Annotated in this window: 26 protein-coding genes and 1 rRNA gene; 24 read left to right on the top strand and 3 right to left on the bottom strand. The window is 49.4% G+C overall.

The annotated features are described in order from the left end of the window. The 21 genes from rrf to DFR27_RS06155 form a co-directional block, all read left to right on the top strand. Nucleotides 1–88: ribosomal RNA gene (gene rrf / locus DFR27_RS06255) — 5S ribosomal RNA — on the top strand; the annotation flags it as partial. 240 nt (nucleotides 89–328) lie between these two features. Further along, entirely contained in the window at nucleotides 329–1,258 is a 930-nt protein-coding gene (gene rsmH / locus DFR27_RS06250; protein WP_211327574.1) for a 16S rRNA (cytosine(1402)-N(4))-methyltransferase RsmH, read from the top strand. Further along, nucleotides 1,255–1,521 carry a cell division protein FtsL gene (gene ftsL / locus DFR27_RS06245; RefSeq protein ID WP_121876583.1) on the top strand — a complete coding sequence of 89 codons (267 nt, stop codon included), beginning with the start codon at nucleotides 1,255–1,257 and terminating at the stop codon, nucleotides 1,519–1,521. The genes rsmH and ftsL overlap by 4 nt, the downstream gene beginning before the upstream one ends. After that, a complete protein-coding gene (locus DFR27_RS06240; RefSeq protein WP_245962614.1) occupies nucleotides 1,518–3,272 on the top strand; it encodes a peptidoglycan D,D-transpeptidase FtsI family protein in 1,755 nt (584 codons plus the stop codon). Before ftsL ends, DFR27_RS06240 begins: the two co-directional genes overlap by 4 nt. A gap of 8 nt (nucleotides 3,273–3,280) precedes the next feature. After that, complete coding sequence (locus tag DFR27_RS06235) at nucleotides 3,281–4,714, top strand: UDP-N-acetylmuramoyl-L-alanyl-D-glutamate--2,6-diaminopimelate ligase (RefSeq protein ID WP_121876582.1); 1,434 nt, start codon at nucleotides 3,281–3,283, stop codon at nucleotides 4,712–4,714. Further along, nucleotides 4,711–6,069 (top strand): UDP-N-acetylmuramoyl-tripeptide--D-alanyl-D-alanine ligase, encoded by a 1,359-nt coding sequence (locus DFR27_RS06230; RefSeq protein ID WP_121876581.1) that lies wholly within the window; start codon nucleotides 4,711–4,713, stop codon nucleotides 6,067–6,069. Before DFR27_RS06235 ends, DFR27_RS06230 begins: the two co-directional genes overlap by 4 nt. Before the next feature lie 3 nt (nucleotides 6,070–6,072). Beyond that, nucleotides 6,073–7,155 carry a phospho-N-acetylmuramoyl-pentapeptide-transferase gene (mraY, locus tag DFR27_RS06225; protein WP_121876580.1) on the top strand — a complete coding sequence of 361 codons (1,083 nt, stop codon included), beginning with the start codon at nucleotides 6,073–6,075 and terminating at the stop codon, nucleotides 7,153–7,155. After that, nucleotides 7,098–8,495 carry a UDP-N-acetylmuramoyl-L-alanine--D-glutamate ligase gene (gene murD / locus DFR27_RS06220; RefSeq protein WP_147434524.1) on the top strand — a complete coding sequence of 466 codons (1,398 nt, stop codon included), beginning with the start codon at nucleotides 7,098–7,100 and terminating at the stop codon, nucleotides 8,493–8,495. Before mraY ends, murD begins: the two co-directional genes overlap by 58 nt. Continuing rightward, nucleotides 8,479–9,657, top strand: coding sequence for a putative lipid II flippase FtsW (ftsW, locus tag DFR27_RS06215; RefSeq protein ID WP_245962613.1), 1,179 nt, complete (start codon nucleotides 8,479–8,481; stop codon nucleotides 9,655–9,657). The genes murD and ftsW overlap by 17 nt, the downstream gene beginning before the upstream one ends. After that, the gene (gene murG, locus DFR27_RS06210) at nucleotides 9,654–10,724 is read left to right on the top strand and encodes an undecaprenyldiphospho-muramoylpentapeptide beta-N-acetylglucosaminyltransferase (protein WP_121876578.1); all 1,071 of its coding nucleotides are present in this window, start codon (nucleotides 9,654–9,656) and stop codon (nucleotides 10,722–10,724) included. Before ftsW ends, murG begins: the two co-directional genes overlap by 4 nt. Next, entirely contained in the window at nucleotides 10,721–12,127 is a 1,407-nt protein-coding gene (murC, locus tag DFR27_RS06205; RefSeq protein WP_121876577.1) for a UDP-N-acetylmuramate--L-alanine ligase, read from the top strand. Before murG ends, murC begins: the two co-directional genes overlap by 4 nt. Beyond that, entirely contained in the window at nucleotides 12,124–13,044 is a 921-nt protein-coding gene (locus tag DFR27_RS06200) for a D-alanine--D-alanine ligase (protein ID WP_121876576.1), read from the top strand. Before murC ends, DFR27_RS06200 begins: the two co-directional genes overlap by 4 nt. Next, nucleotides 13,041–13,742, top strand: coding sequence for a cell division protein FtsQ/DivIB (locus DFR27_RS06195; protein ID WP_121876575.1), 702 nt, complete (start codon nucleotides 13,041–13,043; stop codon nucleotides 13,740–13,742). Before DFR27_RS06200 ends, DFR27_RS06195 begins: the two co-directional genes overlap by 4 nt. Nucleotides 13,743–13,776: 34 nt before the next feature. Next, on the top strand, nucleotides 13,777–15,006 hold the full coding sequence (ftsA, locus tag DFR27_RS06190) for a cell division protein FtsA (RefSeq protein WP_121876574.1): 1,230 nt from the start codon (nucleotides 13,777–13,779) through the stop codon (nucleotides 15,004–15,006). Nucleotides 15,007–15,042: 36 nt separating this feature from the next. Next, nucleotides 15,043–16,320: a cell division protein FtsZ gene (gene ftsZ, locus DFR27_RS06185; RefSeq protein ID WP_121876573.1), complete on the top strand. Its 1,278-nt coding sequence runs from the start codon at nucleotides 15,043–15,045 to the stop codon at nucleotides 16,318–16,320. A gap of 109 nt (nucleotides 16,321–16,429) precedes the next feature. Beyond that, complete coding sequence (gene lpxC / locus DFR27_RS06180) at nucleotides 16,430–17,344, top strand: UDP-3-O-acyl-N-acetylglucosamine deacetylase (protein WP_121876572.1); 915 nt, start codon at nucleotides 16,430–16,432, stop codon at nucleotides 17,342–17,344. A gap of 82 nt (nucleotides 17,345–17,426) precedes the next feature. After that, nucleotides 17,427–18,449: a M23 family metallopeptidase gene (locus DFR27_RS06175; protein WP_342766694.1), complete on the top strand. Its 1,023-nt coding sequence runs from the start codon at nucleotides 17,427–17,429 to the stop codon at nucleotides 18,447–18,449. Between the two features lie 64 nt (nucleotides 18,450–18,513). Then, on the top strand, nucleotides 18,514–21,198 hold the full coding sequence (gene secA / locus DFR27_RS06170; protein ID WP_121876571.1) for a preprotein translocase subunit SecA: 2,685 nt from the start codon (nucleotides 18,514–18,516) through the stop codon (nucleotides 21,196–21,198). Nucleotides 21,199–21,239: 41 nt separating this feature from the next. Continuing rightward, nucleotides 21,240–22,454 carry a bifunctional glutamate N-acetyltransferase/amino-acid acetyltransferase ArgJ gene (gene argJ / locus DFR27_RS06165; protein ID WP_121876570.1) on the top strand — a complete coding sequence of 405 codons (1,215 nt, stop codon included), beginning with the start codon at nucleotides 21,240–21,242 and terminating at the stop codon, nucleotides 22,452–22,454. Between the two features lie 5 nt (nucleotides 22,455–22,459). After that, on the top strand, nucleotides 22,460–22,885 hold the full coding sequence (gene mutT, locus DFR27_RS06160; RefSeq protein WP_170150797.1) for an 8-oxo-dGTP diphosphatase MutT: 426 nt from the start codon (nucleotides 22,460–22,462) through the stop codon (nucleotides 22,883–22,885). Beyond that, the gene (locus tag DFR27_RS06155) at nucleotides 22,866–23,207 is read left to right on the top strand and encodes an SUI1 family translation initiation factor (RefSeq protein ID WP_121876568.1); all 342 of its coding nucleotides are present in this window, start codon (nucleotides 22,866–22,868) and stop codon (nucleotides 23,205–23,207) included. Before mutT ends, DFR27_RS06155 begins: the two co-directional genes overlap by 20 nt. Here the strand turns inward: DFR27_RS06155 and DFR27_RS06150 are convergent. Together DFR27_RS06150 and DFR27_RS06145 are read right to left on the bottom strand one after the other, a co-directional pair. Continuing rightward, nucleotides 23,204–23,623 carry a YchJ family protein gene (locus tag DFR27_RS06150; protein WP_121876567.1) on the bottom strand — a complete coding sequence of 140 codons (420 nt, stop codon included), beginning with the start codon at nucleotides 23,621–23,623 and terminating at the stop codon, nucleotides 23,204–23,206. The two genes, DFR27_RS06155 and DFR27_RS06150, sit on opposite strands and share 4 nt — an antisense overlap. Continuing rightward, complete coding sequence (locus DFR27_RS06145; RefSeq protein ID WP_121876566.1) at nucleotides 23,623–24,165, bottom strand: NUDIX hydrolase; 543 nt, start codon at nucleotides 24,163–24,165, stop codon at nucleotides 23,623–23,625. The genes DFR27_RS06150 and DFR27_RS06145 overlap by 1 nt, the downstream gene beginning before the upstream one ends. 81 nt (nucleotides 24,166–24,246) lie before the next feature. On the opposite strand from DFR27_RS06145, the gene DFR27_RS06140 reads away from it, so the two are divergent. The 3 genes from DFR27_RS06140 to DFR27_RS06130 are packed head-to-tail and all read left to right on the top strand — an operon-like array spanning nucleotide 24,247 to nucleotide 25,529. Then, the gene (locus tag DFR27_RS06140) at nucleotides 24,247–24,831 is read left to right on the top strand and encodes an NUDIX hydrolase (RefSeq protein WP_121876565.1); all 585 of its coding nucleotides are present in this window, start codon (nucleotides 24,247–24,249) and stop codon (nucleotides 24,829–24,831) included. Then, complete coding sequence (locus DFR27_RS06135; RefSeq protein WP_121876564.1) at nucleotides 24,832–25,356, top strand: gamma carbonic anhydrase family protein; 525 nt, start codon at nucleotides 24,832–24,834, stop codon at nucleotides 25,354–25,356. Next, nucleotides 25,353–25,529: a DUF1289 domain-containing protein gene (locus tag DFR27_RS06130; protein WP_121876563.1), complete on the top strand. Its 177-nt coding sequence runs from the start codon at nucleotides 25,353–25,355 to the stop codon at nucleotides 25,527–25,529. The genes DFR27_RS06135 and DFR27_RS06130 overlap by 4 nt, the downstream gene beginning before the upstream one ends. Here the strand turns inward: DFR27_RS06130 and DFR27_RS06125 are convergent. Beyond that, nucleotides 25,526–26,791: an HlyC/CorC family transporter gene (locus DFR27_RS06125; RefSeq protein ID WP_121876562.1), complete on the bottom strand. Its 1,266-nt coding sequence runs from the start codon at nucleotides 26,789–26,791 to the stop codon at nucleotides 25,526–25,528. The genes DFR27_RS06130 and DFR27_RS06125 overlap by 4 nt on opposite strands. Nucleotides 26,792–26,802 lie beyond the last annotated feature (11 nt).

The raw sequence follows: 26,802 nt of genomic DNA, 5'->3' as shown, positions 1-26,802 counted from the left end.
CTGATCCCATCCCGAACTCAGAAGTGAAACGTTTCATCGCCGATGGTAGTGTGGGGTTTCCCCATGTGAGAGTAGGTCACCGCCAGGCACTTAATACAATAAAGAAGGCTCAACCGTTAGGTTGGGCCTTTTTTATTGCCTGAAATTTATGCTTGCATCCCACTGCGGTGCTGCAGGCAGTGGCTTTGTCATTTCTCTATGGTGTGTAAAAGCCTTTGGATTAGCGAGAAGTGTGCAGTGACGGCTGGGTAATAATAATTGATCATAATTGCCGACTAGCGAATTACGTCTCTTCGGGTAATAATGGTTTTATAACTAAAGGATGATCATGACTAATACATCTCACTATTCGGTACTTCTTTCAGAATCGGTCGAGGCATTGGCGATTAAAGCTGATGGCGTCTACGTAGACGGTACGTTCGGTCGTGGTGGCCATTCTCGGAAGATTTTGGATCAACTCGGTCCGAAGGGAAGATTAATTGCTTTCGATAAAGATCCTCAGGCGATTGACTTTGCTGCCACTCACTTTAATGATGAGCGATTCTACATCCATCATGGCTCCTTTACCGAAATGTCGGTAGTCATCGCGCAGCTTGGTTTATCTGGTGTTGATGGTATTTTGTTGGATTTAGGTGTTTCGTCGCCGCAGCTTGACCAAGCTGAACGCGGTTTTAGTTTTATGAAAAACGGTCCGCTAGACATGCGAATGGATACGTCACGAGGGCAATCTGCTGCTGACTGGTTGGCTGTAGCGGAACATGGTGAGATGGCATCGGTGTTTCGTCGTTATGGCGAGGAGAAATTTTCTGGCCCAATCGCGTCAGGTATTCTGCGCGCTCGAGAGAAAGAGGCAATTACCACGACATCACAATTAGCTAAAGTCATCGAAGACTCTACGCCTAAAAAGGATCGAAACAAGCATCCAGCTACGCGTGTTTTTCAGGCAATTCGAATTTTTGTCAATAATGAACTTGGTGATGTTGAAGATGTCTTAGAACAGTCAGTGAATCTACTGAACTTTGAGGGGCGATTAGTAGTTATTTCCTTTCACTCCCTCGAAGATCGTATAGCGAAGCACTTTATTCGCGATAAGTCTAAGGGCAAAAAGATTCCTAAAGGTGTCCCTGTTATGGGTGATGCTGAACTCGGCCCGTTAGCCATTGAGTCTAAGGCTATTAAGGCCTCTACTGAAGAGGTTGCCGAAAACGCTCGTAGTCGTAGTGCTGTCATGAGAGTTGCTTCTAAGAGGGTAGAATGAAGTCCTACATGCTCGTATTCTTGTTGCTAATCGCCGTCGTCCTATCAAGTATTAAGGTGGTTTCGGGTAGTTATAGTTCTCGACAGATGTTTAGTCGTCTTCATGAGTTAGAGCAAGAGTATAGTGCGCTGATTGTCGAACGAGGGCGATTATTAATCGAGCGCTCGAGCCTAACAACCCCCGCTAAAATTGAAGCGGCGGCTCGAGACGAACTCGAAATGCGCGTACCTACCGTAGACGAAGTTAGAGTAATCAATCCGTGACGAAGCAGCGAAAGACGGTAAAGCGCGCAGCCAAGTCGCCTACACAGCGACTATATAGCGGTCGTTTTGGCTTCGTGATGATCGTTCTATTAGCCCTTCCCATAGCTTTACTTGGGCGCTTAGGGCTGCTTCAAGTCGTCCCAGAGGCTGATCAAGGCTTCGAATTCCTCCAGGATCAAGGGGACGCACGCAGCATACGTGAGGTTGCTATTCCCGCTCATCGCGGAATGATTACTGACCGTAACGGTGAACCCCTAGCTATTTCAACGCCGATGACGACCATCATCGCCAATCCAAGATTATTGCTTCCTACTGGTGGCGAATCGCCACAAGAGGTTGAGGTGGTAAATCGTCTAGCAGTAGCGCTAGAACTAGACGCTGGCGAACTGTTGTCGCGTCTTAAGTCAGTCAGCTCTCGACGATTTGTTTACCTCAGGCGACGGATGCCCCCTAATGAGGGTGAAAGCGTCTTAGCGCTCAACATTCGAGGGATAAGCTCCATAACCGAATATCAACGTTATTATCCCGCGGGAGAAGTAGCTGCGCATATTGTCGGTTTCACCGGTGCCGATGATAGAGGTCAGGAAGGTATTGAGTTACTGCGCGATAGTGAGCTCACTGGCACCAATGGTAGCCGACGTGTAGCGCGTGATCTACTTGGTAATGTCATTCGTGACTTGGGGGTAATTAGTTCTCCTGAAATGGGACAGGACATCCAGCTGAGTATAGATATGCGGCTGCAATATATTGCCTATCGTGAACTAAAGGCGGCGGTGATCAGGCATCAAGCGGAAGGTGGTTCAATTGTTGTCGTCGATGTTGCCACGGGTGAGGTGCTGGCCATGGCAAACCAGCCTAGCTACAACCCGAATAATAGGGCGAGTTTCATACCTGGTACTACGCGAAACCGAGCGCTTACCGATATCTTCGAGCCGGGCTCAACCGTTAAGCCACTTTCAATAGGCTACGCACTTGAGACCGGACTATTCACCCCTGATTCGATCATCGACACTTCTCCAGGGTGGATTCGCGTAGGGTCTAAAACCCTGTTAGATCCGGTTAACTATGGTGAAATATCTTTAACCCGAATTATCACTAAATCCAGCCAAGTCGGTACCACCAAGGTGGCATTACAGCTTGATCCAAACGAGTTACGAGATCGCCTGTATCAATACGGCTTAGGCCAGAAGACGGCAACCGAGTTTCCTGGCGAGTCAGCTGGGACACTACCTAGTCAGATGGTCTGGTCGGATATTGGCCGAGCGAATGTAGCCTTCGGTTATGGCTTAAGCGTCACAGCTACTCAGTTGGCCAGTGCCTATGCGACCATAGGTAATGGTGGTGTTCATGTCCCCGTTCACTTGGAGCGAAACGGAGTGGATTATCGCGCGATGAGTAACCGTGTGCTTTCTCCAGAGATAAGTCAGCAGATCGTTGAGATGATGGCAACCGTGACTACGCTCGAGGGTTCAGGAAAGAATGCCAGAGTGCCGGGTTACAACGTTGCTGGTAAGACGGGAACAGCTCACAAGGTGGGCGCAGAGGGCTACATGGGAGCCTCTTATCGTTCTTTGTTTGCGGGTGTAGCGCCCGTAGAGAATCCAAGGCTTGCCGTGGTAGTGGTCATCGACGAACCCACTGCCGGTGGACATTTCGGTGGCGAGGTCGCCGCGCCAGCATTTGGTAAAGTGGTGGCCGATGCGATGAGGTTATTGAATGTTGCACCATCCACTTCAACTTCGATTGATTAGAGAGAACTATGTTTTATACGGACGTTGATGAATTTAAACGGGCGCTCCAAGGTATCGAGATCACCTCGATTACGAGTGATAGTCGAAAGGTTGTCGCGGGAAGCGTATTTTTTGCGATTCGTGGCCATGTTGAAGACGGCCATAGCTATATTGAGAACGCGAAGCGTCGCGGCGCCATTGCATTGGTCACGGAAAGTTTTGTCGATTGTACGCTACCCACGTTAGTCATGGCAGACATACGCCATCAAGCGAGTGGTGTTGCCCATCAAATACTAGGATTTGACTACCCTAGTCTCATTGGTGTTACTGGGACTAATGGAAAGTCAACGATCTCAAGCTGGATCGCTACGGCTAAGGATCATCTTGGTGAGTCATCGGCAGTAATTGGTACATTGGGAGTGACTCACATCGCTTCCGCCTTGAATTTCGAGACGGGCCTAACAACCCCCGGCGCGGTGGAAATGCAGTCCATTTTGTTTCGTTTGTCACAATTGCAAACGAGGTCCGTAAGTTTAGAGGTTTCGTCACACGCTTTAGACCAAGGGCGGGTTGCGGATCTTCCATTTGGCTCGGCGATTTTCGCTAACTTGAGTCGTGATCACCTAGATTATCACCAGGGGATGGATGATTACTTTGAGGCAAAGGCTAAGCTATTTGCTACGGACAGTTTGAAGACCCGAATTATCAATGGTGATGATGAATATGGACAGCGGTTACTAGAGCGTTATCCGGATGCCGTCAGTTATGGTTTTGCGCCAACTAATAAGGTATCTGCCAGCGAACTTAGTTTTCACCCTGCGGGGATGGAGTTCAACCTAAATGTTGGCGATCAATCTATTCGAATTGTGACAGCACTATTAGGCAGATTTAATATTCAGAATCTACTGGCGGTAGCGGCTCAGCTTTCTAGCGATGGTCACAATCTTGACGATATCGCGGGGGCACTTGAGGAGCTAAAACCAGTTTCTGGGCGCATGGAGCAAGCTGGTTCATCGGAGTTATCTGTCATTGTAGACTATGCCCACACACCCGATGCGCTCACTCAAATTCTAGCATCGCTTCAGCACCATACCAGCGGCAAAGTATGGTGTGTCTTTGGTTGTGGTGGTGATCGAGATAGAGGGAAGCGCAGTGAGATGGCAGCCGCGGTCGAAGCGAGCGGTGCGGTAGCAGTGTTAACTTCCGATAATCCTCGTACCGAAGATCCGAGTCAAATTATTGCTGATGCAAAGCAAGGCTTCTCGTCCGCTGACCACTACATTATTGAGAGTCGCACAGAGGCTATACAATATGCTATTAAAGCGGCCGATAAAGAAGATCTAGTGGTGGTGGCAGGCAAGGGCCATGAAGACTATCTAGACGTTGGCGGAAAGAAGCTACCCTGGTCCGAGTTCGAGCAAATCCGAAAGGCGATTGCGCTTCGAGTTGAGGCTGACCAGTGATTGGCTCCCTTAGGCTTGGTGACTTAGTTGAGGAATTCGGCGGTACGCTTATTGGGAGTTCGGTGGAGTTTGACGCCATTTGTACCGATACGCGCAAGCAGAAACCTGGCGCGCTTTTCGTTGCGCTGAGTGGCGAAAATTTCGATGGGAATAGATTTGCGCAGGCAGCCCAGTTGAATGGAGCGGTTGCTGTGGTGGTCTCCGCGTCTCAAGATGAATTGACCGTTCCTCAGTGGGTGGTAGACGACCCACTGGTTGCGCTCGGACAGATGGCGTCGGTTATCCGGAGGCGTTTCCGTGGCCCGGTGATTGCGGTAACTGGGTCGGCGGGAAAAACAACGCTTAGAGCAATGTGTGAGGGTATTCTATCCGTAGAAGGTAACACGCACGCAACGCGCGGTAATTTCAACAATGAAGTTGGTGTACCTAAAACGCTGTTCGAACTAACTGATGAGCATCGTTTTGCCGTAGTGGAAATGGGCGCAGGAAAGCTGGGTGACATTGCCTATTTGTGCAGTATCGCCACGCCAGATGTTACGGTGGTCAACAATGTTCTGCCTGCACATATTGAAGGGTTCGGCTCATTGGATGGCGTAGCAGAGACCAAGGGAGCGATCTATGACTTGGGCCCCCGAGGTGTGAAAATCTTGGACGTTGAGAGCCCTTATTATGCGTACTGGAGCAAAAAATACCCCGAAGGCGAGGTAATTCGGATTGCGGATAATGAAGAGAGTTCGGCTGATATTTGGAGTTCAGCAGTGACGGAGAATCATTACGGCCAACCAAGCTTCTTACTTCATACTCCTCAGGGTATTGCCGAGGTTCAGCTGCAGGTCATTGGCCGGCACAACGTACACAATGCCGTTGTCGCCGCAGCGCTCTGCAGTGCCGTTGGTGCTTCGCTGGACGCTATTGAAACGGGACTGGGAAGTGTCATCGCGGTCGACGGACGAATGTCGGTGAAGTATACGGCTGCCGGCGCTCGCTTAATTGACGATAGCTATAATGCGAACCCTGGGTCTATGCGTTCGGCTTTGGATGCTTTGGCCACGCAAAAGGGAAAGCGTATTTTTGTTATGGGTAATATGGCTGAACTGGGCCCTGATAGTGATGAGATGCATCGAGATATCGGCCGTTACTGTTCGGCGGACCGTGTTGACCTCCTCGTTACGGTTGGCTCAAGTGCGCGTTTAGCCGCTACCAGCTCGCCAGTCAGTACAAAAAGTTTTGACACACATCTTGAAGCGACGGAATTCCTTCGCAATTTTGATCATGATCAATCGGTGATGTTGGTTAAAGGTTCAAGAAGTGCGAGAATGGATCAAATAATTTCCAACCTTTTGTCTAAGGATTAATACATGCTGTTTTGGCTTGCCGAGCTTCTGTCGGAGCACTACCCGGTTTTCGATGTCTTCAAATACTTAACGCTGCGTGCGATTTTGGGTGCAGGTACCGCTTTGTTTATTTCGTTGGCTTTGGGGCCAGCGTTGATTCGCTATCTCGTTAGGCTGCAAATTGGGCAGGCGGTCCGGAATGATGGGCCACAAACACATCTGGTGAAATCTGGAACGCCAACCATGGGCGGTGCGTTAATTCTACTATCCGTTTGCAGCGCAGCGCTACTATGGGGTGATCTAAGCAATCCATACCTATGGGTTGTGGTATTTACCACGCTAGGCTTCGGTGTCATTGGTTGGGTTGATGACTATCGTAAGGTTGTTGAGAAAAACCCTCGCGGTCTACCAGCAAGATGGAAGTATCTCTGGCAGAGTGTTGTGGGAATCGTCACCGCGATCACTCTCTTTATGATTGCCGACGTACCTGCGTCAACACAGTTGTTTGTTCCGTTCTTCAAAGATGTCGCCATTGACCTTGGCCTCTTTTTCATCGTGCTGTCTTATTTTGTACTAGTAGGCTCTTCCAATGCCGTTAATCTAACGGATGGTTTAGATGGTTTAGCTATAATGCCAACGGTTATGGTGGCCGCTGCGCTCGGAATCTTCGCTTATGTCTCAGGTAACAGCGTCATGGCTGACTATCTGTTTATGCCGTTTATTCCAGGGACGGGTGAGTTGATCGTCTTCTGCGCTGCAATGGTTGGTGCAGGTCTGGGGTTCCTTTGGTTCAACACCTATCCAGCACAGGTTTTCATGGGCGATGTGGGTGCGTTAGCGCTCGGAGCGGCGCTAGGTGTTGTCGCCATCATCGTTCGCGCGGAGATTGTTTTCTTTGTAATGGGTGGCATTTTTGTTATGGAGACCTTATCGGTCATCATTCAAGTGGCTTCCTTTAAAATGACTGGAAAACGAGTATTTCGCATGGCACCGCTACACCATCATTTTGAGCTCAAGGGTTGGGCCGAACCGAAGGTAATCGTTCGATTTTGGATAATCACACTAATCCTCGTGCTTGCTGGCTTGGCGACGTTAAAACTTCGATGATGATTGCTTCCAGTAAACGACGACTTATTGTAGGAACCGGAGTAACCGGATTCTCGGTAGCTCGCTACCTCGACGGTCGCGAATTACCCTTTGATATTTTTGATACGCGTATCAATCCTCCCAATGAAGCGCTGATTCTAGCGCTTAGAGGCTGCCGAGGTCGTATTGATGGGGTGCTAAGTCTCGAGTTGTTAACCAATTATGACGAAGTTATCGTTAGTCCGGGAGTTGATGCCTCTCAACCGCCTTGGGATGCATTTAAGGCCGCTGGCGGCGTCATTACCAGCGATGTCGAACTCTTTCTCAATGAATTTGCGGGCAGGGTTATCGCTATTACCGGGTCTAACGGTAAGTCAAGTGTAACGGATATGACCGCCTTTGCGCTTCGAGCAATGGGTTGTTCGGCGGTAGCCTGTGGTAATTTCGGTGTGCCGGTGTTGGATGTGCTTGCTCAGAACGTTGACTACGCGGTTATTGAATTAAGTAGTTTTCAGATTGATCTGCTACCCAAAGTTCCCTGCGACGTTGCAGTGCTGCTTAATCTCAGCGAAGATCACCTCGATCGATATCACAGCATGCTGGCGTATCATCGCTCTAAGCAACGTATCTTTTATGGCGCTAAGAAAGCAGTAGTTAACCGCGATGATCCGCTGAGTACCCCGCTTTCTGTGCCAGAGGCCCAACAGCTCCACTTTAGGCTGTCTAGCCCTGATCTAAAAGAGCTTGGTCTGCGCTCACTTGATTCCGGCTATGTGCTGGCAGACGGCATCAAGAACCTTGCCATGGTCACGGACTATAATGTCTATGGCAAACATAATTGGGCAAATTTGCTTGCTTCCATAGGACTTCTTAAGACCCTAGGTTTTGAATCTGAACCCGTCGCTAAGGCTCTAAAAGATTATCGCGGGCTCCCGCATCGAACTGAATACGTTGGTCAATGGCGTGGCGTTACGTTTATTAATGATTCGAAAGCAACTAATGTTGGCGCAACACTTGCGGCGCTAAAGGGTATGGAGGCAGACAAACTCCATGTTCTCGTTGGCGGCGACGGTAAAGGCGCAGACTTTAAAGATTTGGCTTCAATTGATGCCGCTATGCCCATCTGCTGGTATGCCTTTGGCGCCGATCGATTAAAGCTTCAGGCGGCGCTTAATATCCCTGAAGACCAGCTAGTATCGAGTTTAGCTGAGGCGTTTTCATTGGCCGTGTCAGCGGCTAATCCTCGCGATATGGTCTTACTATCACCGGCGTGTGCGAGTCTAGATCAGTTTGACAATTACCAGCAGCGCGGTGACGCCTTTAAGCAGCTTGTGGAGGAACTCTGTGTTGCGGGCGGCTAATTGGTCGGGGTTTTGGCAGGCCCAAGACCGTTGGTTTTTGGTTTCTGTCATAGCGCTTGTCGCGCTGGGTTTTGCAATGGTTGCATCGGCATCTTCCGACTATTCAGCGCATCATCATGGTACGATTTACTATTTTTCAATTCGTCACGCAATCTACCTATCAATAGGCTTGGTTGGTCTTAGTATTGCGGCGGCGATTCCCTTAAAAGACTGGTACGAATTGTCGTTTCCGCTATTTATAGCGGGGGTCGTGTTGCTGGTAGCCGTCCTGTTTGTGGGGACGAGTGTAAATGGCAGTCAGCGTTGGATTCGCTTAGCTGGCTTTAGTTTACAACCGTCCGAATTCATGAAGGTAGGGATGGTGCTGTTTATCGCCCGTTATATCACAAAGTTCCAACAAGACCTTTCTACTCGGACATTGTATTTTTTCCGCCCACTATTAGCAGTCCCGCTGGTAGCGCTGTTGTTACTAGCAGAGCCAGATTACGGGGCGACGGTGCTAATTTCAGCAACCGTGATTGGCATGTTGTTTCTTTCGGGAGCACCGTTACTTCCTTTTATAACTTTGATGGTTGCGGTATTGGGATCGGCGTATTTTTTGGCGATATCGTCGCCGTATCGCTTGGCAAGGCTGACCGGCTTTGCAGATCCTTGGGCTAACCAATTTGATTCAGGTTATCAGTTGACTCAGTCTCTGATTGCATTTGGCAGGGGGCATCTCACCGGCGTGGGCTATGGCAATAGTGTTCAAAAGCTAATGTTTCTACCTGAAGCGCATACGGACTTTGTGTTCGCAATTTGGGCTGAAGAAACGGGCTTTTTTGGTGCGGCACTGGTGATTGCCTTATTTACGCTGTTAGTGTCACGCCTCTTTATTATTTCTCGCAAGGCGCTGAAGCGTAACCAGCCGTTTATTGCGTGGACCGCTGCGGGATTCGGCTTCCTCATTTCAGGTCAGGCATTTATCAATATGGGAGTGGCTTCGGGGTTATTACCCACGAAGGGGCTTACACTGCCTTTTATTTCATACGGTGGTAGTAGCCTGTTAGTCTCTTTGGTTATGGTTGGAATTGTAATGCGTTTGTGCGCCGCGATGAATCAGTCGGCAACACGAGTAAAACGAAGACAGGGCAAGCCTTCAGAGGACGTTGATATTATATGAAGCAAACTGGACAAGCTGCTACGATCCTATTAATGGCTGGCGGTACTGGTGGTCATGTGGTGCCAGCACTCGCTGTGGCGGCTGAGCTGATCAATCGTGGCTATCATGTTGAATGGCTAGGTAGCGAGCATGGCATTGAGTCTACCTTGGTACCAAAGCAAGGAATACGTTTACATAAGTTTCCGGTGGTTGGTTTACGGGGAAAGAATCCCTTGCGCTTGCTTAAGTCACTTTTTGCACTGATGGTATCTATTTACTCGGCATACCGCCTATTAGGTGGGCTCAAGCCAGTAGCGGTAGTAGGCATGGGAGGCTTTGCCTCAGGACCGGGCGCCGTGGCGGCAAAACTTCGTGGTATACCCATTGTCATTCACGAGCAAAATGCCGTAGCTGGTACCACAAACCGAGCGCTAGCGCGTCTTGCCGCTAAGGTTTTAGCGGCTTTTGAGAATGATTTGCCCGCCATTGTGATTGGTAATCCAGTGCCAGACTCGGTGGCGGCCATTGATGCTCAACCTTCATCGTTAGTTGGGATTAATGCTCGAATGCTGGTCATGGGAGGAAGCCTAGGTGCTTTGGCGCTAAATGAGATGATCCCCCAGGCACTTGCGAAGTTACCAGCTTCGCGTCGCCCAACTATTGTTCATCAGTGTGGCCGCGGTCGTGTTGCTGAAACTAACGCCAGCTACCAACAGCTCGGTATTGAGGCGGAAGTTGTCGAGTTTATAGATGATGTTGCTGCGAGCTATGTCGCTTCTGACTTCATTGTATGTCGGTCAGGTGCATTGACCGTTAGTGAGGTTGCTTGCGCCGGTTTGCCGGCAATTTTGGTACCATTTCCTTACGCCATTGACGATCATCAAACAGCTAATGCGAATGTGTTGGCGGCAGCCGGGGCGGCCGAGCTTCTTCAGCAGCGTGACTGGAGCGAAGACGGACTTGCCACTTCGATAGACGAATTAACGAATAATCCAAGCCTTCGTGCTCAGCGATCGGAGGCGGCCAAAAGCGTGGCAATTCGCGATGCGGCGGTGCGAGCGGTAGATATAATAGAGAGTTTAAAATGAATGAATTAGCTCCAATGCGACGTATTAAACGAATGCACTTTATCGGCGTTGGCGGTGTTGGCATGTGCGGTATTGCCGAAGTCTTCCAGAATCTGGGATACGAGGTATCGGGTTCAGATCAGAATGTTTCAGACGTTACGCATCGGCTCGAATCACTCGGAGTACAGGTCTTTTATGGCCATAGTGAAGCTAACGTGGCAGGCGTAGACGTCGTAGTAGTTTCATCCGCCATTAATGAATCAAATGTGGAAATCGTCGCCGCACGGGCGGCTCGAACTCCTATTGTTAAGCGAGCCGAAATGCTTGCGGAGCTAATGCGTAATCGACATGGTATAGCGGTGGCGGGAACGCATGGGAAGACCACGACAACCAGTATGTTGGCGTCGGTTTTTCAGCGCGCAAACTGCGATCCGACCTATGTGATTGGCGGTAAGCTTAATCATGCGGGAACCAATGCTGCGTTGGGTCGAAGCCGTTATATTATTGCTGAAGCGGATGAGAGTGATGCCTCATTCTTACACTTGCAGCCAATGGTATCGATTGTCACTAACATCGAAGCCGATCACATGGATACCTACGAAGGCGATTTTGATAAACTTCGCGCAACCTTCGATAACTTCATCCAAAACCTGCCGTTTTATGGCTTAGCAGTGATCTGTACAGACGATCTCGAGGCGGCGAAATTAGCCGCAAGATGCCATCGCCCAACCGTTACCTACGGAATCGATAGCCCCGCTGATTATCGCGCAACCGAGCTACGATTTGATGGCCACAATACCCACTTTGTGGTTGAGCGCCCTGAGCCGCATTCACCGTTGAGTATTAGTCTGACTATTCCAGGCCGTCATAACGTTCTCAACGCGCTAGCGGTCATTGCGGTGAGTACGGAAGAAGGGCTTGGTGATGTAGATATTGAACAGGGACTATCCGGCTTTGAAGGTGTGGGGAGACGCTTTACCGTCAAGGGGGAATTCCCATTTAGCGATGGTGAAATAATGCTGGTGGACGATTACGGGCATCATCCAACTGAAGTGAATGCAATTGTCTCTGCAGTGCGAGAAGGGTGGCCTGATCGACGTCTCGTGATGGCCTATCAACCGCACCGTTTCTCCCGAACTCGTGACCTTTTTGACGAGTTTGTTGAAGCGTTAAGTTCGGTTGATCAGCTTATCTTACTTGATGTGTATTCGGCGGGTGAAGAGGTAGTTGTTGGCGCCGATTCAAAGTCGCTGGCAAGAAGTATTCGAACACGAGGGCGAGTAGACCCGATACTGTGCTCTGAATTAGAGCAGGTTCCCACGATTTTGGACGACATTCTCCGGCCAGGCGATATAGTACTAACGCAAGGGGCGGGGAATGTGACACAGCTAGCAACGCTTTTGGAAAAGAAATTTAACTCATGAGTAATTGGCAATCAAAACGTGTTGCTGTCCTATATGGCGGTAACTCTTCAGAGCGAGAGGTATCGCTCAATAGTGGTAAAGCCGTTTTCGATGCGCTTAAACGCTTAAACTACGATGCGCACCTAGTGGATACTAAGACTAACGCCATTGGTCAGCTCGCCTCGCTTCAACCAGACGTAGCTTTTATCGTCTTACATGGCCCAGGCGGTGAAGATGGTCGTATCCAAGCGCTTCTCGAAGCTATGGAGATTCCTTATACGGGGTCGGATGTGGCCGCTTCAGCTATCGCGATGGATAAGCTTAAATGCAAAATGATTTGGCGGGGATTAAACCTTCCCACCGCTGATTACCAGCTGATCAATGAATCCTCTCAATTCGAGGACCTTGTGGCGTCACTCGGTTTGCCCTTTTTCGTGAAACCTGCATGCGAAGGTTCCAGTATCGGTGTGAGTAAAGTCATCTGTCCAGAGAGTTTTCAGGCGGCGTTACTGGATGCGGGTCGCTTCAAGGGCGGGATGTTGGCTGAGGCGTTTATGTCGGGGCGAGAGTTTACGGTACCTATTCTTGGCGCCAAGGCGTACCCATCTATTTCCATGATTCCTTCTAAGGAATTTTACGACTATGAATCGAAGTATCTGCGGGACGATACGAGTTACTTGATTCCAAGTGGCTTGAGTGACGACAACGAAATTCACATACAACGGTTGGCGAAGACAGCTTTCGAAGCCATTGGTTGTAGCGGATGGGGGCGAGTTGACTTTATCGAGAGTGCCGATGGCGAACTGAATCTCTTAGAGCTGAATACGGTCCCGGGAATGACTAATCATAGCCTTGTGCCGATGTCACTGGCGAGTGTGGGGGTTGGTTTTGATTCGGTGGTTGAGCAGATTTTAAACCTCGTTGAGAGTACTCAGTGAGTAACTGGCGAAGCTGGCTTATTCTGACTGGCTTGGCGCTGGTGGTGTTCGGTATCGGCCGTTTAGCTTATATTGAGTATCAGCAGCCTGTTGCGAAGGTAGTGGTTGTTGGAACTCTGCAATATGTTAACCCTATTGAGATTGAAGATATTAGTAATCCAATATTCGCGATGAACTCCTTTTGGGGGCTTTCGCTGGATGAACTGGCCGACGTTGTCGCGGAGCTATCTTGGATCGAGTCAGCAACGGTACAGCGACGAGCGAATCGAACCGTTTACGTATATCTAAGCGAACAGCGACCAATTGCAAGGTGGAATGAGGACGCGCTCCTGAATCGTCACGGCGAGCTCTTTTATCACGAGAACCGTCAACTTGAAAGTTTTGCATCGTTACCTCGTTTAGCTGGTCCCGCTGTGCTGTTGGATCAACTTTTGACTGAGTACCGAGTATTCAACGATACCTTGCGGGATGAAGGAGTTGCCATAAAGGCGTTAATTGCAGCCGAAGATGGGCAGCGAACAATTCAGCTAAATAACGATGTACAGGTGCTATTCGGTACTTATAATATTGATGACAAGATATTGCGCTTTGCAGCATTGTGGAACACACTATCTAATGAGCAAAAAAGCAATGTGCAGCGTATCGATATGCGTTATGATAATGCAGCAGCAATCGCATGGCACAATAGCGATAGATAATAATTTACTAGCTTGTAATAAGAAGAGTGATTGAATGGCGACGTCTCAAGAAGACAACCTCATAGTTGGTCTCGACATCGGAACTTCAAAAGTTGTGGCAATCGTCGGTGAATACAACGACGAAGGCGAGATCGATATCATTGGCTTCGGCTACCACAAGTCTCGGGGCTTAAAAAAGGGCGTGGTAGTGGATATTAATGCTACCGTTGACTCCATTCGTCGTGCTATCAGTGAAGCAGAGACAATGGCTGGATGCTCTATTCATGGCGTTTACGCAGGCATCGCCGGTAGCCATATCCGCAGTTACAACTCTCAGGGTGTGGTGGCAATTAAAGAGCGTGAAGTGAGCCAAATGGATATTGATCGCGTCATCGAATCAGCGAAGGCGCTCGCACTCCCAGCCGATCAACTTATTCTCCATACACTTCCACAAGAATATTTGATCGATTCGCAGGATGGTGTCCGCGAACCGCTTGGGATGAGTGGCGTGCGCATGGAGGCGAAGGTTCACTTGGTAACTGGTGCGCAAACAGCGGCACAAAATATCATTAAGTGTATTGAAAAATGTAATCTTGAAGTTGAAGAGTTAGTACTTGAACAACTGGCCTCGAGCTATGCGGTGCTGACTCAAGATGAAAAAGACCTGGGTGTCTGTTTAGTAGATATCGGCGGTGGCACAAGCGATATCGCAGTTTTTTCTCAAGGTGGCGTTCAGTACACGGCAAATATCCCGGTTGCTGGCGATCAAGTAACGAGTGATATTGCGCATGCGCTAAGAACACCTACGAAGCATGCCGAAGAAATCAAGATGAAGTATGCCTGTGCGCTCACTGAGCTAGCTCGTGAAGATGAAACAATTAAAGTACCCAGTGTTGGCGATCGAGAGCCAAGAGACTTATCTCGCCTAACGCTAGCGGAAGTCGTAGAGCCTCGTTATGAAGAGCTGTTTATGCTGATTCAGCGTGAGCTAAGACGAGCTGGGTATGAAGACTTATTGCCGGCAGGTATCGTGCTCACCGGTGGAACAGCGAAGATGGAAGGTGTGGTAGAGCTCGCTGAAAGTATTTTCCATCTGCCAGTTCGTCTCGGTAGCCCTTCGGGTATGAAAGGCATGACCGATATTATGGATAATCCAATATACAGTACCGGCGTTGGACTGATTCAGTTCGGCGTTGAAAACCGATTAAATGAAATTTCCGATACGCAAACTTCGGGTCCAGGCGTTTGGGCTCGTATTAAGGATTGGATGGCCAGCAATGTTTAAGAACGTTGCGGTGCTAACAGTTAGGAGAGTGATGACATGTTCGATATCGTAAATGACGATCACCAAAATGCAGTAATTAAGGTCATCGGTGTTGGTGGCGGCGGTGGTAACGCTGTACAGCACATGATCGACAGCCAGTTAGAAGATGTTGAGTTCATTGTTGCGAATACGGATTCGCAGGCTCTTCAGCGTGTACCGGCTAGCACAACTATTCAGCTCGGTGGTGATATTACCAAGGGCCTGGGGGCGGGTGCTAACCCCGATGTGGGTCGCCAGTCAGCAATGGAAGATCGCGAAAATATTGCGCGGGCACTTGAAGGTGCTGACATGCTGTTTATTACGGCTGGAATGGGCGGCGGTACGGGTACTGGCGCATCGCCAGTCGTAGCCGAGATTGCTCGTGAATTGGGTATTCTGACTGTTGCGGTAGTGACTAAGCCGTTCCCCTTCGAAGGGCGAAAGCGAATGCAGGTCGCAATGCAGGGAATTAAGGAGCTTCGTGAGCAGGTCGACTCGTTAATCACCATTCCGAATGAGAAGTTACTTGGTGTATTGGGACGTCAAACCACATTACTTGACGCCTTCAAAGCGGCAAACAATGTATTACTTGGTGCAACGCAAGGTATTGCTGATTTAATTATCCGACCAGGACTGATCAACGTTGACTTTGCCGATGTTCGTACCGTTATGTCCGAGATGGGTATGGCAATGATGGGTCAGGGTACCGGCAAAGGCGAAAATCGTGCCGTAGAGGCCACTGAGACCGCTATTCGATCACCGTTACTTGAGGACGTGAATCTTCGCGGAGCTCGAGGCATTCTAGTGAATATCACAGCGGGCATTGACCTGACCATGGGCGAGTTCGGTGAAGTGGGTGAAATGATTCAAGAATTGGCTGCTGAGGACGCCACCGTAGTGGTTGGTACCGCTATGGAACCTGAAATGAGTGATGAGGTACGCGTGACGGTTGTAGCCACTGGCCTAGGTTCAGTTGCACCAGTTCAAGAACCTACGGTTGCCGAGACGGCTCGCCCAGCATCGCCACAGCGTTCGGTTGACTACGATCGACCACCGTACACAAGAGCTAAGTCGACGTCGCCAGCGTCTGAAGCAAATGCCGTAGGTGCTGCGGCGGCGCCTAAGTCGCCAACTAGCATGGCGGCAGACAAACCTCGAGAGAGTTCACGCTCATCCTCGTCTGCTTCGGTTCAGCAAGGCTCAGCGGCGGTGGCGCAAGAGCCTGCTGTCGCAGCAGAATCCGATGAGGACAACTACTTGGATATTCCAGCGTTCTTGCGCCGTCAGGCGGATTAAATAGTCCATTTTTGACTATTAGGGGAATACCCCATATACTCAAGTCGGTGAAATCGTATAAGCTTGTCCTAATATTGGATGAGCTTTATTCGTTTTAAAGGAATTTATAATGATCAAACAACGCACTATACAGCGCGCTATTAAAGGATCGGGAATCGGCCTACATACAGGGAAAAAAGTATTTTTTACCCTGGTGCCTGCTGCCCCGGATTCGGGCATTGTATTCCGCCGAGTGGATCTAAATCCTACGGTCGATATTCCAGCCTCAGCGCTACATGTTGGCGAAACAACCTTGTCAACAACGCTCGTTAAAGATGGCGTCAAAGTTTCGACCATTGAGCACATGATGTCTGCGTTCGCTGGGCTAGGTATTGATAACCTCATTGTTGAGTTGTCCGCTGAAGAAGTCCCCATTATGGATGGTTCTTCAGCGCCGTTTGTTTTTCTAATCCAAAATGCAGGTGTTGAAGAGCAAAATGCGGCGAAGAAGTTCATTCGCGTGAAGAAAAAGGTTTCCGTTAAAGTGGACGGTAAAGAAGCAACGCTTCTTCCCTATGAGGGTTTTAAGGTTAATTTTGAGATTGACTTCGACCATCCTGTTCTTAAGAACACGCGCATGGACTGCGAAGTTGATTTCTCTAATACATCGTTCGTTGAGGCAATTAGTCGCGCCAGAACATTTGGTTTTACGCACGAGATCGAATATCTTCGTTCGAAAGGCCTAGTTCAAGGTGGTTCGGTAGATAATGCTATTGTCGTCGATGAGTTCCGAATCCTTAATGAAGGCGGTCTCCGTTACGATGATGAGTTTGTTCGCCACAAGATTCTTGATGCGGTTGGTGATCTGTATACGGCCGGTTTTGCACTGCTGGCAGACTTCCGAGCTTATAAGTCGGGGCACTATTTGAACAATCTCATTCTTCGCGAGCTATTTGCTCAAGAGGATGCCTATGAAGTGGTTACCTTCGATACTGGGGCCTCAGAGCCTATTCAGTATGCGCCAGGGATATTAACTACGGCGTAATAGTGCAGGGATAGAAGTAACTTTCGGAAAGGTCGCGATAGCGGCCTTTTTTTTAGCTAAAACGGAAGAATTGAAAGTTTGAGTGAATAAGTACTTCTCTTTACATCAAGCTTTGGGTAGTCTACGCATTGGTAATAGTCAAGTTGTTGAACATAACACCATGAAGTTAATTGTAGTAAGCAGCAAACATAATCGCTCTCGTCACCTTTCTATCGGAATGTGGTCGAGTTTTGTGCTGTCTGCTTGTTTCTTAGGTGTTCCAGCGGGAGCTGGCTTCGTAGTGGGGCAATACCTCAGCGAAGGTGAACAGAGTGAGCTATTAAACGCTGAGACTATTGAGGCATGGCAGGCAAAAGTAGCCGAGCAGCGTCGTCATATGGACGACCTGACGGAACAGGAGAGCCTAAACCAGCATGCGGTTGAAGTGCAGCTCGCCGCTATGCAGTCTCAGTTGCTTCGTATTGATGCATTGGGCGAGCGTTTAACGGATATTGCGGGTATTGCTGGCGACGAATTCGATTTCAGTCAGGCACCAGCTCTTGGTGGACCGTTGTCTTCGCCAAATAACGATCACGAATATGCACCTAACGTCGATTTCATCGTTGAGGATGAAGTGGCGAATTTTTCGGCACTACTTAGCCAGCGAAGCGACCAGCTCAATGTCCTGGAGTCTCTTCTTCTTAATGAAAATCAACAGCGTGAAACGCGTTTGGCTGGCCGCCCAATTAAATCGGGTTGGTTATCTTCACGCTTTGGTTATCGCACGGATCCGTTTACTGGCCGCCGCGCGTGGCATAATGGTGTTGACTTTGCCGGTAGTGAAGGCGCCGACGTAATTAGCGTTGCGGCCGGAGTGGTTACTTGGTCAGGTTCTCGCTATGGCTATGGTAATCTAATTGAGATTAACCACGGTAACGGCCTAGTGACCCGCTATGGTCACAACAAAGAGCTTAAGGTTCAGGCGGGCGATGTGGTTCGTCGAGGCGATGTTATCTCCTCCATGGGTTCCACTGGCCGCTCAACGGGCCCTCATGTTCACTTTGAAGTTTATAAGCACGGTCGCGCCGTGGATCCTGCCTCTTACGTAAATCGCACACACCGCTGACGCCTAGTCACCGCTTTCGTCAAAAAAACTACTTTTTATATAACTCTTTCAGGGTCAGTGGCTCATGTTTACTAAAATCGTTACTAAGATCGTTGGTACTAAGAACGATCGTCAAATTAAGAAGATGCGTAAGACCGTTACGCAAATCAATTCCTATGAAGAAGCGTACCGAGAGTTAAGCGACGACGCGCTTAAAGATTTGACCTCGATATTTCGCGATCGAATTCAGGCGGGTGAATCGCTTGAGGATATTCTCCCTGAAGCGTTTGCTGCAGTTCGAGAAGCCGCAGATAGAGCACTCGGCTTGCGCCACTATGATGTGCAGATGTTGGGTGGTATTGCACTTCACAATGCGAATATTGCGGAAATGCGTACCGGTGAAGGTAAAACGCTTGTGGCGACCTTGCCAACGTACCTGAATGCCATCGCGCAGCGCGGGGCACACGTAATTACCGTTAACGAATATCTAGCGGCGCGTGATGCCGAGTGGATGCGCCCAGTCTACGAGGCCTTGGGGCTAACTGTTGGTGTGAACGTTCCAGGACTTTCGCACGAAGAAAAATGCAACGCCTATAAAGCCGATATTACCTATGGTACCAATACCGAGTTCGGTTTTGACTACCTCCGCGACAACATGGCTCACTCCAGCGAACAACGTGTACAACGCCAGCTCAACTTTGCCATCGTCGATGAAGTTGACTCCATTCTGATTGACGAAGCCCGTACGCCGTTGATTATTTCTGGCGCGGCTCAAGATTCGTCGAAAATGTATCAGTTGGTTAACAAGATGGTTCCAGCACTTAAGCCTCAACGTGCCGTTGAAGGTGATGAAGTGTTGGATGAAAGTGAGCAGGGTGATTTCGTCATCGATGAAAAGCATCGCCAAGTTGAGCTGACAGAAGATGGTCACGAGAAAGTTGAGCAAATGCTGATTCGAGCAGGCCTGCTGAAGCCAGAAGACTCGCTTTACTCACCCACTAACTTGCAGCTTTTACACTTTATCTTGGCAGGTCTAAAGGCGCATCATTTGTTCCATCGTGAGCAGCAGTACATTCTAGCTGAAGGCCAAGTTGTGTTGATTGATGAGCACACAGGTCGCACCATGGAAGGCCGCCGTTTAAGTGAGGGCCTCCATCAAGCTATTGAAGCAAAAGAGGGAGTGAAGATTCAGCAGGAATCCCAAACACTAGCTTCTACAACTTATCAGAACTATTTCCGCCTCTATCCGAAGCTATCGGGTATGACTGGGACCGCTGATACCGAAGCTTTCGAGTTCCGCTCTATTTACGGCTTAGATGTGGTGGTTGTTCCCACCCATACACCGGTTCAGCGCAAAGACTTGAACGATCTTATCTATCTTTCAATTGAAGATAAGTATGCGGCGATTGTCACTGATATCAAGGAGCTATTAAAGACGGACGCTCCCATTCTTGTCGGTACCGGTTCCATTGAGGACTCAGAGCTTGTTTCTAAATCTTTGAAGAAAGCGGGTATCAAGCACGAAGTCCTTAACGCTAAGCAACACGATCGTGAGGCTGATATCATTGCTCAAGCCGGTCGCCCTGGCTCGGTCACGGTCGCTACCAACATGGCGGGTCGAGGTACTGATATTGTGCTTGGTGGCAACTACGAAGTTGAACTCTCTAAGTTAGCTGAGCCATCAGAGCAAGAGGTGATTAAGCTGCGTGAAGCCTGGCAACAGCGTCACGATGCGGTCATTGCCGCCGGTGGTCTTCATATCATCGGTACGGTCAGACATGAATCACGTCGTATTGATAACCAGTTACGTGGTCGTGCTGGTCGTCAGGGCGATCCAGGTGTTTCGCGGTTCTACTTATCCCTTGATGACGACCTAATGCGAATTTTTGCCTCTGACCGAGTCAAAAATATGATGCAAGCTTTGGGTATGGAGAAGGGTGAGGCGATTGAACACCGTATGGTGACTAACGCTATTGAGAAAGCGCAACGAAAGGTTGAAGGTCGTAACTTTGATATTCGTAAGTCATTACTTGAATACGATGACATTGCTAACGAGCAGCGCCAAGAGGTTTATCAAGTTCGAAATGAAATCCTCGAATCAACAGATCTTTCGGAAATGATTCTCCGCATTCGCGAGGACGTGTTAGCGGATACCGTTGCCGATTATATTCCCGCTATGTCGCTTGAAGAAAATTGGGATGTAGAAGGCTTAGAGCGTGTACTTGAGGCTGAATTTGCCGTCAAACTACCGATTTCAGAGTGGATTGACGCGGAGAAGGACATCGACGAAGAGCGCATTGCTGAGCGTGTATTGACGGCGGCGGTTGAGTCCTACGAACAGAAGTCAGCCGAGGTAGGTGTGACCATGCGTCTCATCGAAAAGCAGGTTATGCTTCAGGTGGTGGATACACACTGGAAAGATCATCTTTCGAATATGGACCATCTTCGTCAGGGTGTTAATCTCCGTGCTTATGCGCAGAAGAATCCAAAACAGGAATACAAACGCGAAAGTTTTGAATTGTTCTCGGAGATGCTGAGTAATATCAAGACTGAAATGATTCGCTTCCTATCGGTCATGCAAGTTAAGCGTCCGGACGAAGCGGAAATGTTGGAGCGTCAACGTGCGGAAGCTGCGGAAAAAGAGCGAGCTAACGCCGCGCTGAACCAGAAGCCCGCAGCCCCTAGGGGACCACGCGTGGGTCGAAATGATCCATGCCCATGTGGTTCGGGTAAGAAGTTTAAACAGTGTCACGGTCAGTTGAATAAATAAGTTAAGGCTGCCAAGGGCAGCCTTTTTTATGGAGTAGCGTTATGCCAGTAGGAAACACCCAAGACGGACCAGAGCTAGCGGTAGATGGGCTAGAGATTGCAGTGATCGAAGCTGGTATTCGCTACCCCGATCGCAAGGATTTGGTGCTCTTTAGGCTCGAGGCCGGTACCACGGTATCGGGGCTTTTCACTAAGAACCGATTTTGCGCTGCGCCGGTTCATGTCGCGAAAGCCAACCTGAGCACTGGAAATATTCGCGCTTTGGTTATAAATACCGGTAACGCCAACGCGGGCACAGGTAGTCAGGGCATGGGTGACGCACAATTAAGCTGCGAGCTTGTTGCTGCACAGCTCGGCTATTCAGCAGATCAGGTATTACCGTACTCTACCGGAGTCATTGGTGAAACGATGCCAATGGAGCGCTTCGCGGCGGGCGTTCAGCAAATCACTACAGAATCCTTCGGTGCTTCGTGGCTACAGGCGGCCACCGGTATTATGACCACAGATACCGTTCCCAAGTACGCGGGGCGAACACTGGCTATAGCGGGTGGTGAGATTACGATCGCTGGGATTTCCAAAGGCGCCGGTATGATTAAGCCGAATATGGCAACCATGCTTGGCTTTGTGGCCACTGATGCGCGAATAGCCCAAACTCATTTAGATGAACTAGCAAGTTCGCTGATCGAGCCTAGCTTCAATCGAATTACTGTAGACGGTGATACCTCCACCAACGATGCGGCAATGTTGATCGCTACTGGGGCAAGCGGCGTGGAGCTTGCGCCAGGGCAACCGGGATGGCACGAATTCAAGCAGCAGTTAGGGGAGGTCTTTCTTTTCTTAGCGCAGGCGATTGTTCGTGACGCCGAGGGCGCAACCAAGTTCGTCACAGTTGAAGTTACCAGCACCCAGACATCTGATGAGGCTAGGCTAGTTGCATATGCCGTTGCCGAATCACCATTGGTGAAAACAGCTCTCTATGCCAGTGATCCAAACTGGGGTCGAATTTTAGCGGCGGTAGGGCGCGCGGGAATCTCCGATCTAGACACCGAGCAGGTGTCAATCTATCTGAATGAGCTGGAAATTGTTCGCAACGGCGCAGTGTCTCCCGATTATACTGAGGAAGCTGGGCAAGCGGTGATGGACCTCAGTGAGATAACCATCTCAATTTCTTTGGGTCGCGGAGACAACTCGGATACAGTTTACACTTGTGATTTTTCGCATGATTACGTTTCTATTAACGCAGACTATCGGAGTTAATGGTTATGCCGCTGCATATTGCTATTGGTCTGGTACTTTGCGGTAGCAAAATTCTGATTGCTCAACGTAGCATCGATAAGCACCAGGGAGGAAAGTGGGAGTTCCCCGGAGGCAAGGTCGAAACCGGAGAAACGGCGCTTCAAGCGGTCGTTCGTGAGCTGGCAGAAGAGGTAGGGCTTGCGCTCGAGGAAGCTCAAGCTGAGTTCGTGGGAGAGCTTAACTACCAGTATCCCGAGCTATCGATACGCTTTAGTCTTTTTGCGTTCAAGGTGAGCACACAGTGTGCGATAGCCCGCGAGGGACAGCTCATCGACTGGGTGGAAGTGACGCAACTTGATTCGCTGACATTTCCCGCGGCCAACCGGGAAATGATTGAGCGGCTAAACCACTTTCTTGGCCTAGGAGAATACCATGTCGCGCGTTGTTTATAGTACCGATGCTGGGCGAATTTGCCCCAACTGTCAGCAGCCTGAGAGAAAGTGCCAATGTCGAGAGCCTGAGAAGGTCTCACTCACCGACGGTGTAGTGAGGCTTCGCTTGGATCGTAAGCGTAAAGGCGCAGGCGTTAGCCAAATTGAGGGCTTGGGTATTGCCGGTGCTGAGTTGAAGAAGCTCGCTAAGGAACTGAAGGCGAAATGTGCCACCGGTGGTGCTATCAAGGATGGCGTAGTTGAAATACAAGGCGACCATCGCCAACGACTAAAACAGCTGCTAGAGGCCAAAGGGTACCAGGTAAAGCTAGCGGGCGGCTAACCGTGGCAGCGTTTGAATTTCTTTCCTGATGCGCACCAACAATTAGCGTTTCGACTGGGCAAGGTTAAAGCTCCCATATCTAGCGACTCCCCTTGTGTGTAGAGCCACTGACCCTCTCTCTGTTCGAAGTGCGAGTGTTCCGAAAGCGTGCCAACGTGGCCATTGGCCTCCCACCTTGCCGAAAAGCGAACCCAGTCTGCTCCTGCGTCATGGATCAATAGGCGCGTCCAACGTGAATCGTCGAGCTCGTCAATAACGTCTAGTGTTTGGGTAGCGTTGAGATAACTCACTAAGCCCAGCGCAAAGGCGCTATAACGTGAACGCATCAATGCGAGAGGATTGGTAGCGAACATTCCTTCGTGAAGGAGCTTGCAGCACTTTTCATAGCGTCTACCGGTATCGCAGGGGCAAATCATCAGCTTGAAGCTCGTGCTGGATAGTCGATAGTTCGCTCCTGAACCTGGTGATCGTTAGGATGCTGGAACCAACGTTTCAAGCAGTGATAGACCGTGCTAAAAGCTAACTCATCCCAAGGGATCTCGTGCTGATGAAAAAGTTGGCATTCAAGGGATTCTTCACCGCAACCGAAGGCGCCGTCAAGGGTAGCGCGATAGATAAAGTAGACCTGATTTATTCGCGGGACGTTAAAAATCTGATACAGAGCTGGAGTGCTTACGTTCGCTTCCGCTTCTTCCCAAGTTTCCCTCAAGGCACCTTGTAGCGTTGTTTCGCCGTTTTCCATGTATCCGGCAGGAAGCGTCCAGTAGCCATGACGAGGTTCGATAGCGCGTCGACAGAGTAAAACGCGACCTTGATCGTCACTGACAAGGGTGCCCACGACCATCTTAGGGTTTTGATAGTGAATCTCATTACACTCAGTGCACTGATGTCTGGGCCGGTTGTCACCAGCGGGAACGCGTTGGGCTAGGTCACTGCCACACAGGTTGCAAAATTTCATAGGGGCACCTCGGAATTTACCGTAGTATAATCAGGGCGACGGTACTAGGGTACCTGTGAATATACTAAGGAATTTGGCGTTTTGTTGGATTATCAAACACTAAAGCGACGAGCAGCGGCGTATCAGACGGCGCCATTCTTCGCGCTGCCCTACAGTAGGTCCGCCTCGGTACTTTTTGCCCTGCATCAACAACAGAAGGATTGGAATGTGGTGCTAACCACACGTTCTCAACACCTGACTCACCATAGTGGGGAAGTTGCCTTTCCTGGTGGCATCATCGAAGCGGGTGAGAGTGCAGAGGAGGCAGCGTTACGTGAAAGTTGGGAGGAAATTGCACTACCTCCAACTCATGTTGAAGTGGTGCGACCGTTATCGTCATTGGTGTCAAAGTGGGGCGTTCACGTCACATCTATATTGGGCGTGATCGATAGCCTTCCTCCACTTACGGCCAATCCTGATGAGATCGATCAGATTTTCAGTGTACCAATGAGCCACTTCGTAAGTGCCAACATCAGCGGTACAACGCGCAGTCGGCACAGAGAGCGAGTCGTCGCCGTCCCTGAATATCACTACCAAGGTCATCGAATTTGGGGAATGACCTCGTATATTATTACCGACGTTGCCAAGCAACTTTTCGATAGCGATATCAACTTTAAGGAGATTTAGATGTTATTCAAACTCGGAGACAAATCTCCTCGGATACTGGGTAATCAACATTTTATTGCGCCCACGGCCGCGTTGATTGGTGAGGTGGTGCTGCACCCAGGCGCCTCGGTGTGGTTTTCTGCCGTCATTCGTGCCGATAACGCATTGATTGAAGTGGGTCACGACAGCAATATTCAGGATGGCTCAGTACTGCACACAGATGCAGGCATCCCGCTGCGCGTAGGGCGAGGGGTTACCGTTGGTCATCAGGTGATGTTGCACGGTTGTGAGATAGGGGATTACTCGTTGATTGGTATCAATTCTACTATTTTGAATGGCGCGAAGATTGGCAAATCCTGTATCATCGGCGCGAATTCACTGGTTACTGAGGATACTGAGATTGCCGATTACTCGCTCGTGATGGGATCACCAGCGAAAGTTGTTCGTCAGCTAGACGAATCAACCTACGAATTACTCAAAGCCTCTGCGGATCACTATGTGGAGAATGCAGAGCGTTATATTGACCAGCTAAAGGAACTTTCATGAGTATTGCTTCACCCTGCATTGGTGTTTGTGCACTAGACAATGACGACGTATGTATTGGCTGTTTTCGCACAGCAGATGATATCACTGAGTGGCAGCTCTACAGTGAGGAAGAGCAGATAGCCTGTATTAAAGAATCGAATGAGCGAGCTCAGGCTCAGGGTATGAGCCTCTAATCTGCGTCGATTAACTGGTAGGCACTAATTGTTTTGATTCGTTGTTTATCGATAAGCTGAGCTTCGAGAATGTAGTTGCCGATTCGAATGGCAACCGGAGCTTCGGGAATCTGTTCAAGCGTCTCTACAATTAACCCATTCATAGTTTTCGGGCCGTCGATAGGCAACTCCCAGTCCAGCGCTTTGTTGACATCTCGCACAAGTGCTGTCGCATCAATAGAGAAGTTGTTTTCAGCGATCACGATAATATCATCGTCGTCGTTGGTGTCGGTGGTAAAGCGGCCGACAATCTCTTCAAGCAGATCTTCTAGGGTAACGAGCCCCTGCACATCGCCGTACTCATCAACCACTAGGCCAATTCGGCGCTGTTGCTTTTGAAAGTTTACTAGCATGGTAGAAAGCGGCGTGCTTTCAGGTACGAAATAGGCATCGTGAGCGGCGGCGATTAGCTGATCTTTTTTGATCGCGTCGCCAGTTTTAAAGAGGTTCAAGGCATTTCTGAGGTGCAAGATACCTACTACATCATTAATGTCGCCGTTCACAATAGGGATGCGAGTATATTCACTCTGTGAAATTTGTTGTTCAATCTCGGCAAAACTGTCATTGGTATCAATCGTTTGAACCTCATTTCGCGGGACCATAATATCTTCGACCGTCATCTTGTCGAGATCAAGAATATTCAGCAACATTCCCTTGTAGGTGGGGGAAATCTGTTTACCACCTTCCTGCACAACGGTTTTTAACTCATCGGTGCTAAGAATATGACGCTGTCCACCTGAGGTTTTCAAGCCTAATAGCCGAAGTAATATTCTTGAGGCGTGGTTAACCAGCCATACAAACGGTGAAAAGACCACTAGTAAAGGGGTCAGTACACTGGAGGCGGGGATCGCGATCAGTTCTGGGCGATGGGCTGCGAGGGTCTTTGGCGTTACTTCCGCAAAAATGAGGATGATAATCGTTAGAGCGCCCGTAGCGATAAGCACACCGGCATCGCCAAACCAACGCATGGCTAACACGGTTGCTATTGCGGACGCCCCAATATTAACAAGATTGTTGCCAATCAGTATGATGCCGATTAGCTTTTCAGGCTTTTCTAGTAGCCTACTAGCTCGTTTAGCGCCTTTGTGGCCACTGTTTACACGATGCTTAAGCTTATAGGGATTAAGTGCCATCATTCCCGTTTCAGAACCCGAAAAGAAGGCCGAAGTGAGAATGAGAATTGCAAGGGTCGCCAGCAGAAAGCTGTCCGATAGCTCGTTCAAGTAGTTGTTCC

This window comes from Umboniibacter marinipuniceus (assembly GCF_003688415.1).
GTDB classification, from domain to species: domain Bacteria; phylum Pseudomonadota; class Gammaproteobacteria; order Pseudomonadales; family DSM-25080; genus Umboniibacter; species Umboniibacter marinipuniceus.
The sequence above is the reverse complement of the archived record's forward strand: the minus strand, read 5'-3'. Positions and strand labels throughout refer to the sequence as shown.

Coding starts and splice junctions, on each gene's coding strand:
- rsmH (WP_211327574.1), top strand. CDS start 329: ATGACTAATACATCTCACTATTCGGTACTTCTTTCAGAATCGGTCGAG.
- ftsL (WP_121876583.1), top strand. CDS start 1,255: ATGAAGTCCTACATGCTCGTATTCTTGTTGCTAATCGCCGTCGTCCTA.
- DFR27_RS06235 (WP_121876582.1), top strand. CDS start 3,281: ATGTTTTATACGGACGTTGATGAATTTAAACGGGCGCTCCAAGGTATC.
- mraY (WP_121876580.1), top strand. CDS start 6,073: ATGCTGTTTTGGCTTGCCGAGCTTCTGTCGGAGCACTACCCGGTTTTC.
- murG (WP_121876578.1), top strand. CDS start 9,654: ATGAAGCAAACTGGACAAGCTGCTACGATCCTATTAATGGCTGGCGGT.
- murC (WP_121876577.1), top strand. CDS start 10,721: ATGAATGAATTAGCTCCAATGCGACGTATTAAACGAATGCACTTTATC.
- DFR27_RS06200 (WP_121876576.1), top strand. CDS start 12,124: ATGAGTAATTGGCAATCAAAACGTGTTGCTGTCCTATATGGCGGTAAC.
- ftsA (WP_121876574.1), top strand. CDS start 13,777: ATGGCGACGTCTCAAGAAGACAACCTCATAGTTGGTCTCGACATCGGA.
- ftsZ (WP_121876573.1), top strand. CDS start 15,043: ATGTTCGATATCGTAAATGACGATCACCAAAATGCAGTAATTAAGGTC.
- lpxC (WP_121876572.1), top strand. CDS start 16,430: ATGATCAAACAACGCACTATACAGCGCGCTATTAAAGGATCGGGAATC.
- secA (WP_121876571.1), top strand. CDS start 18,514: ATGTTTACTAAAATCGTTACTAAGATCGTTGGTACTAAGAACGATCGT.
- argJ (WP_121876570.1), top strand. CDS start 21,240: ATGCCAGTAGGAAACACCCAAGACGGACCAGAGCTAGCGGTAGATGGG.
- mutT (WP_170150797.1), top strand. CDS start 22,460: ATGCCGCTGCATATTGCTATTGGTCTGGTACTTTGCGGTAGCAAAATT.
- DFR27_RS06155 (WP_121876568.1), top strand. CDS start 22,866: ATGTCGCGCGTTGTTTATAGTACCGATGCTGGGCGAATTTGCCCCAAC.
- DFR27_RS06150 (WP_121876567.1), bottom strand. CDS start 23,623: ATGATTTGCCCCTGCGATACCGGTAGACGCTATGAAAAGTGCTGCAAG.
- DFR27_RS06145 (WP_121876566.1), bottom strand. CDS start 24,165: ATGAAATTTTGCAACCTGTGTGGCAGTGACCTAGCCCAACGCGTTCCC.
- DFR27_RS06135 (WP_121876564.1), top strand. CDS start 24,832: ATGTTATTCAAACTCGGAGACAAATCTCCTCGGATACTGGGTAATCAA.
- DFR27_RS06130 (WP_121876563.1), top strand. CDS start 25,353: ATGAGTATTGCTTCACCCTGCATTGGTGTTTGTGCACTAGACAATGAC.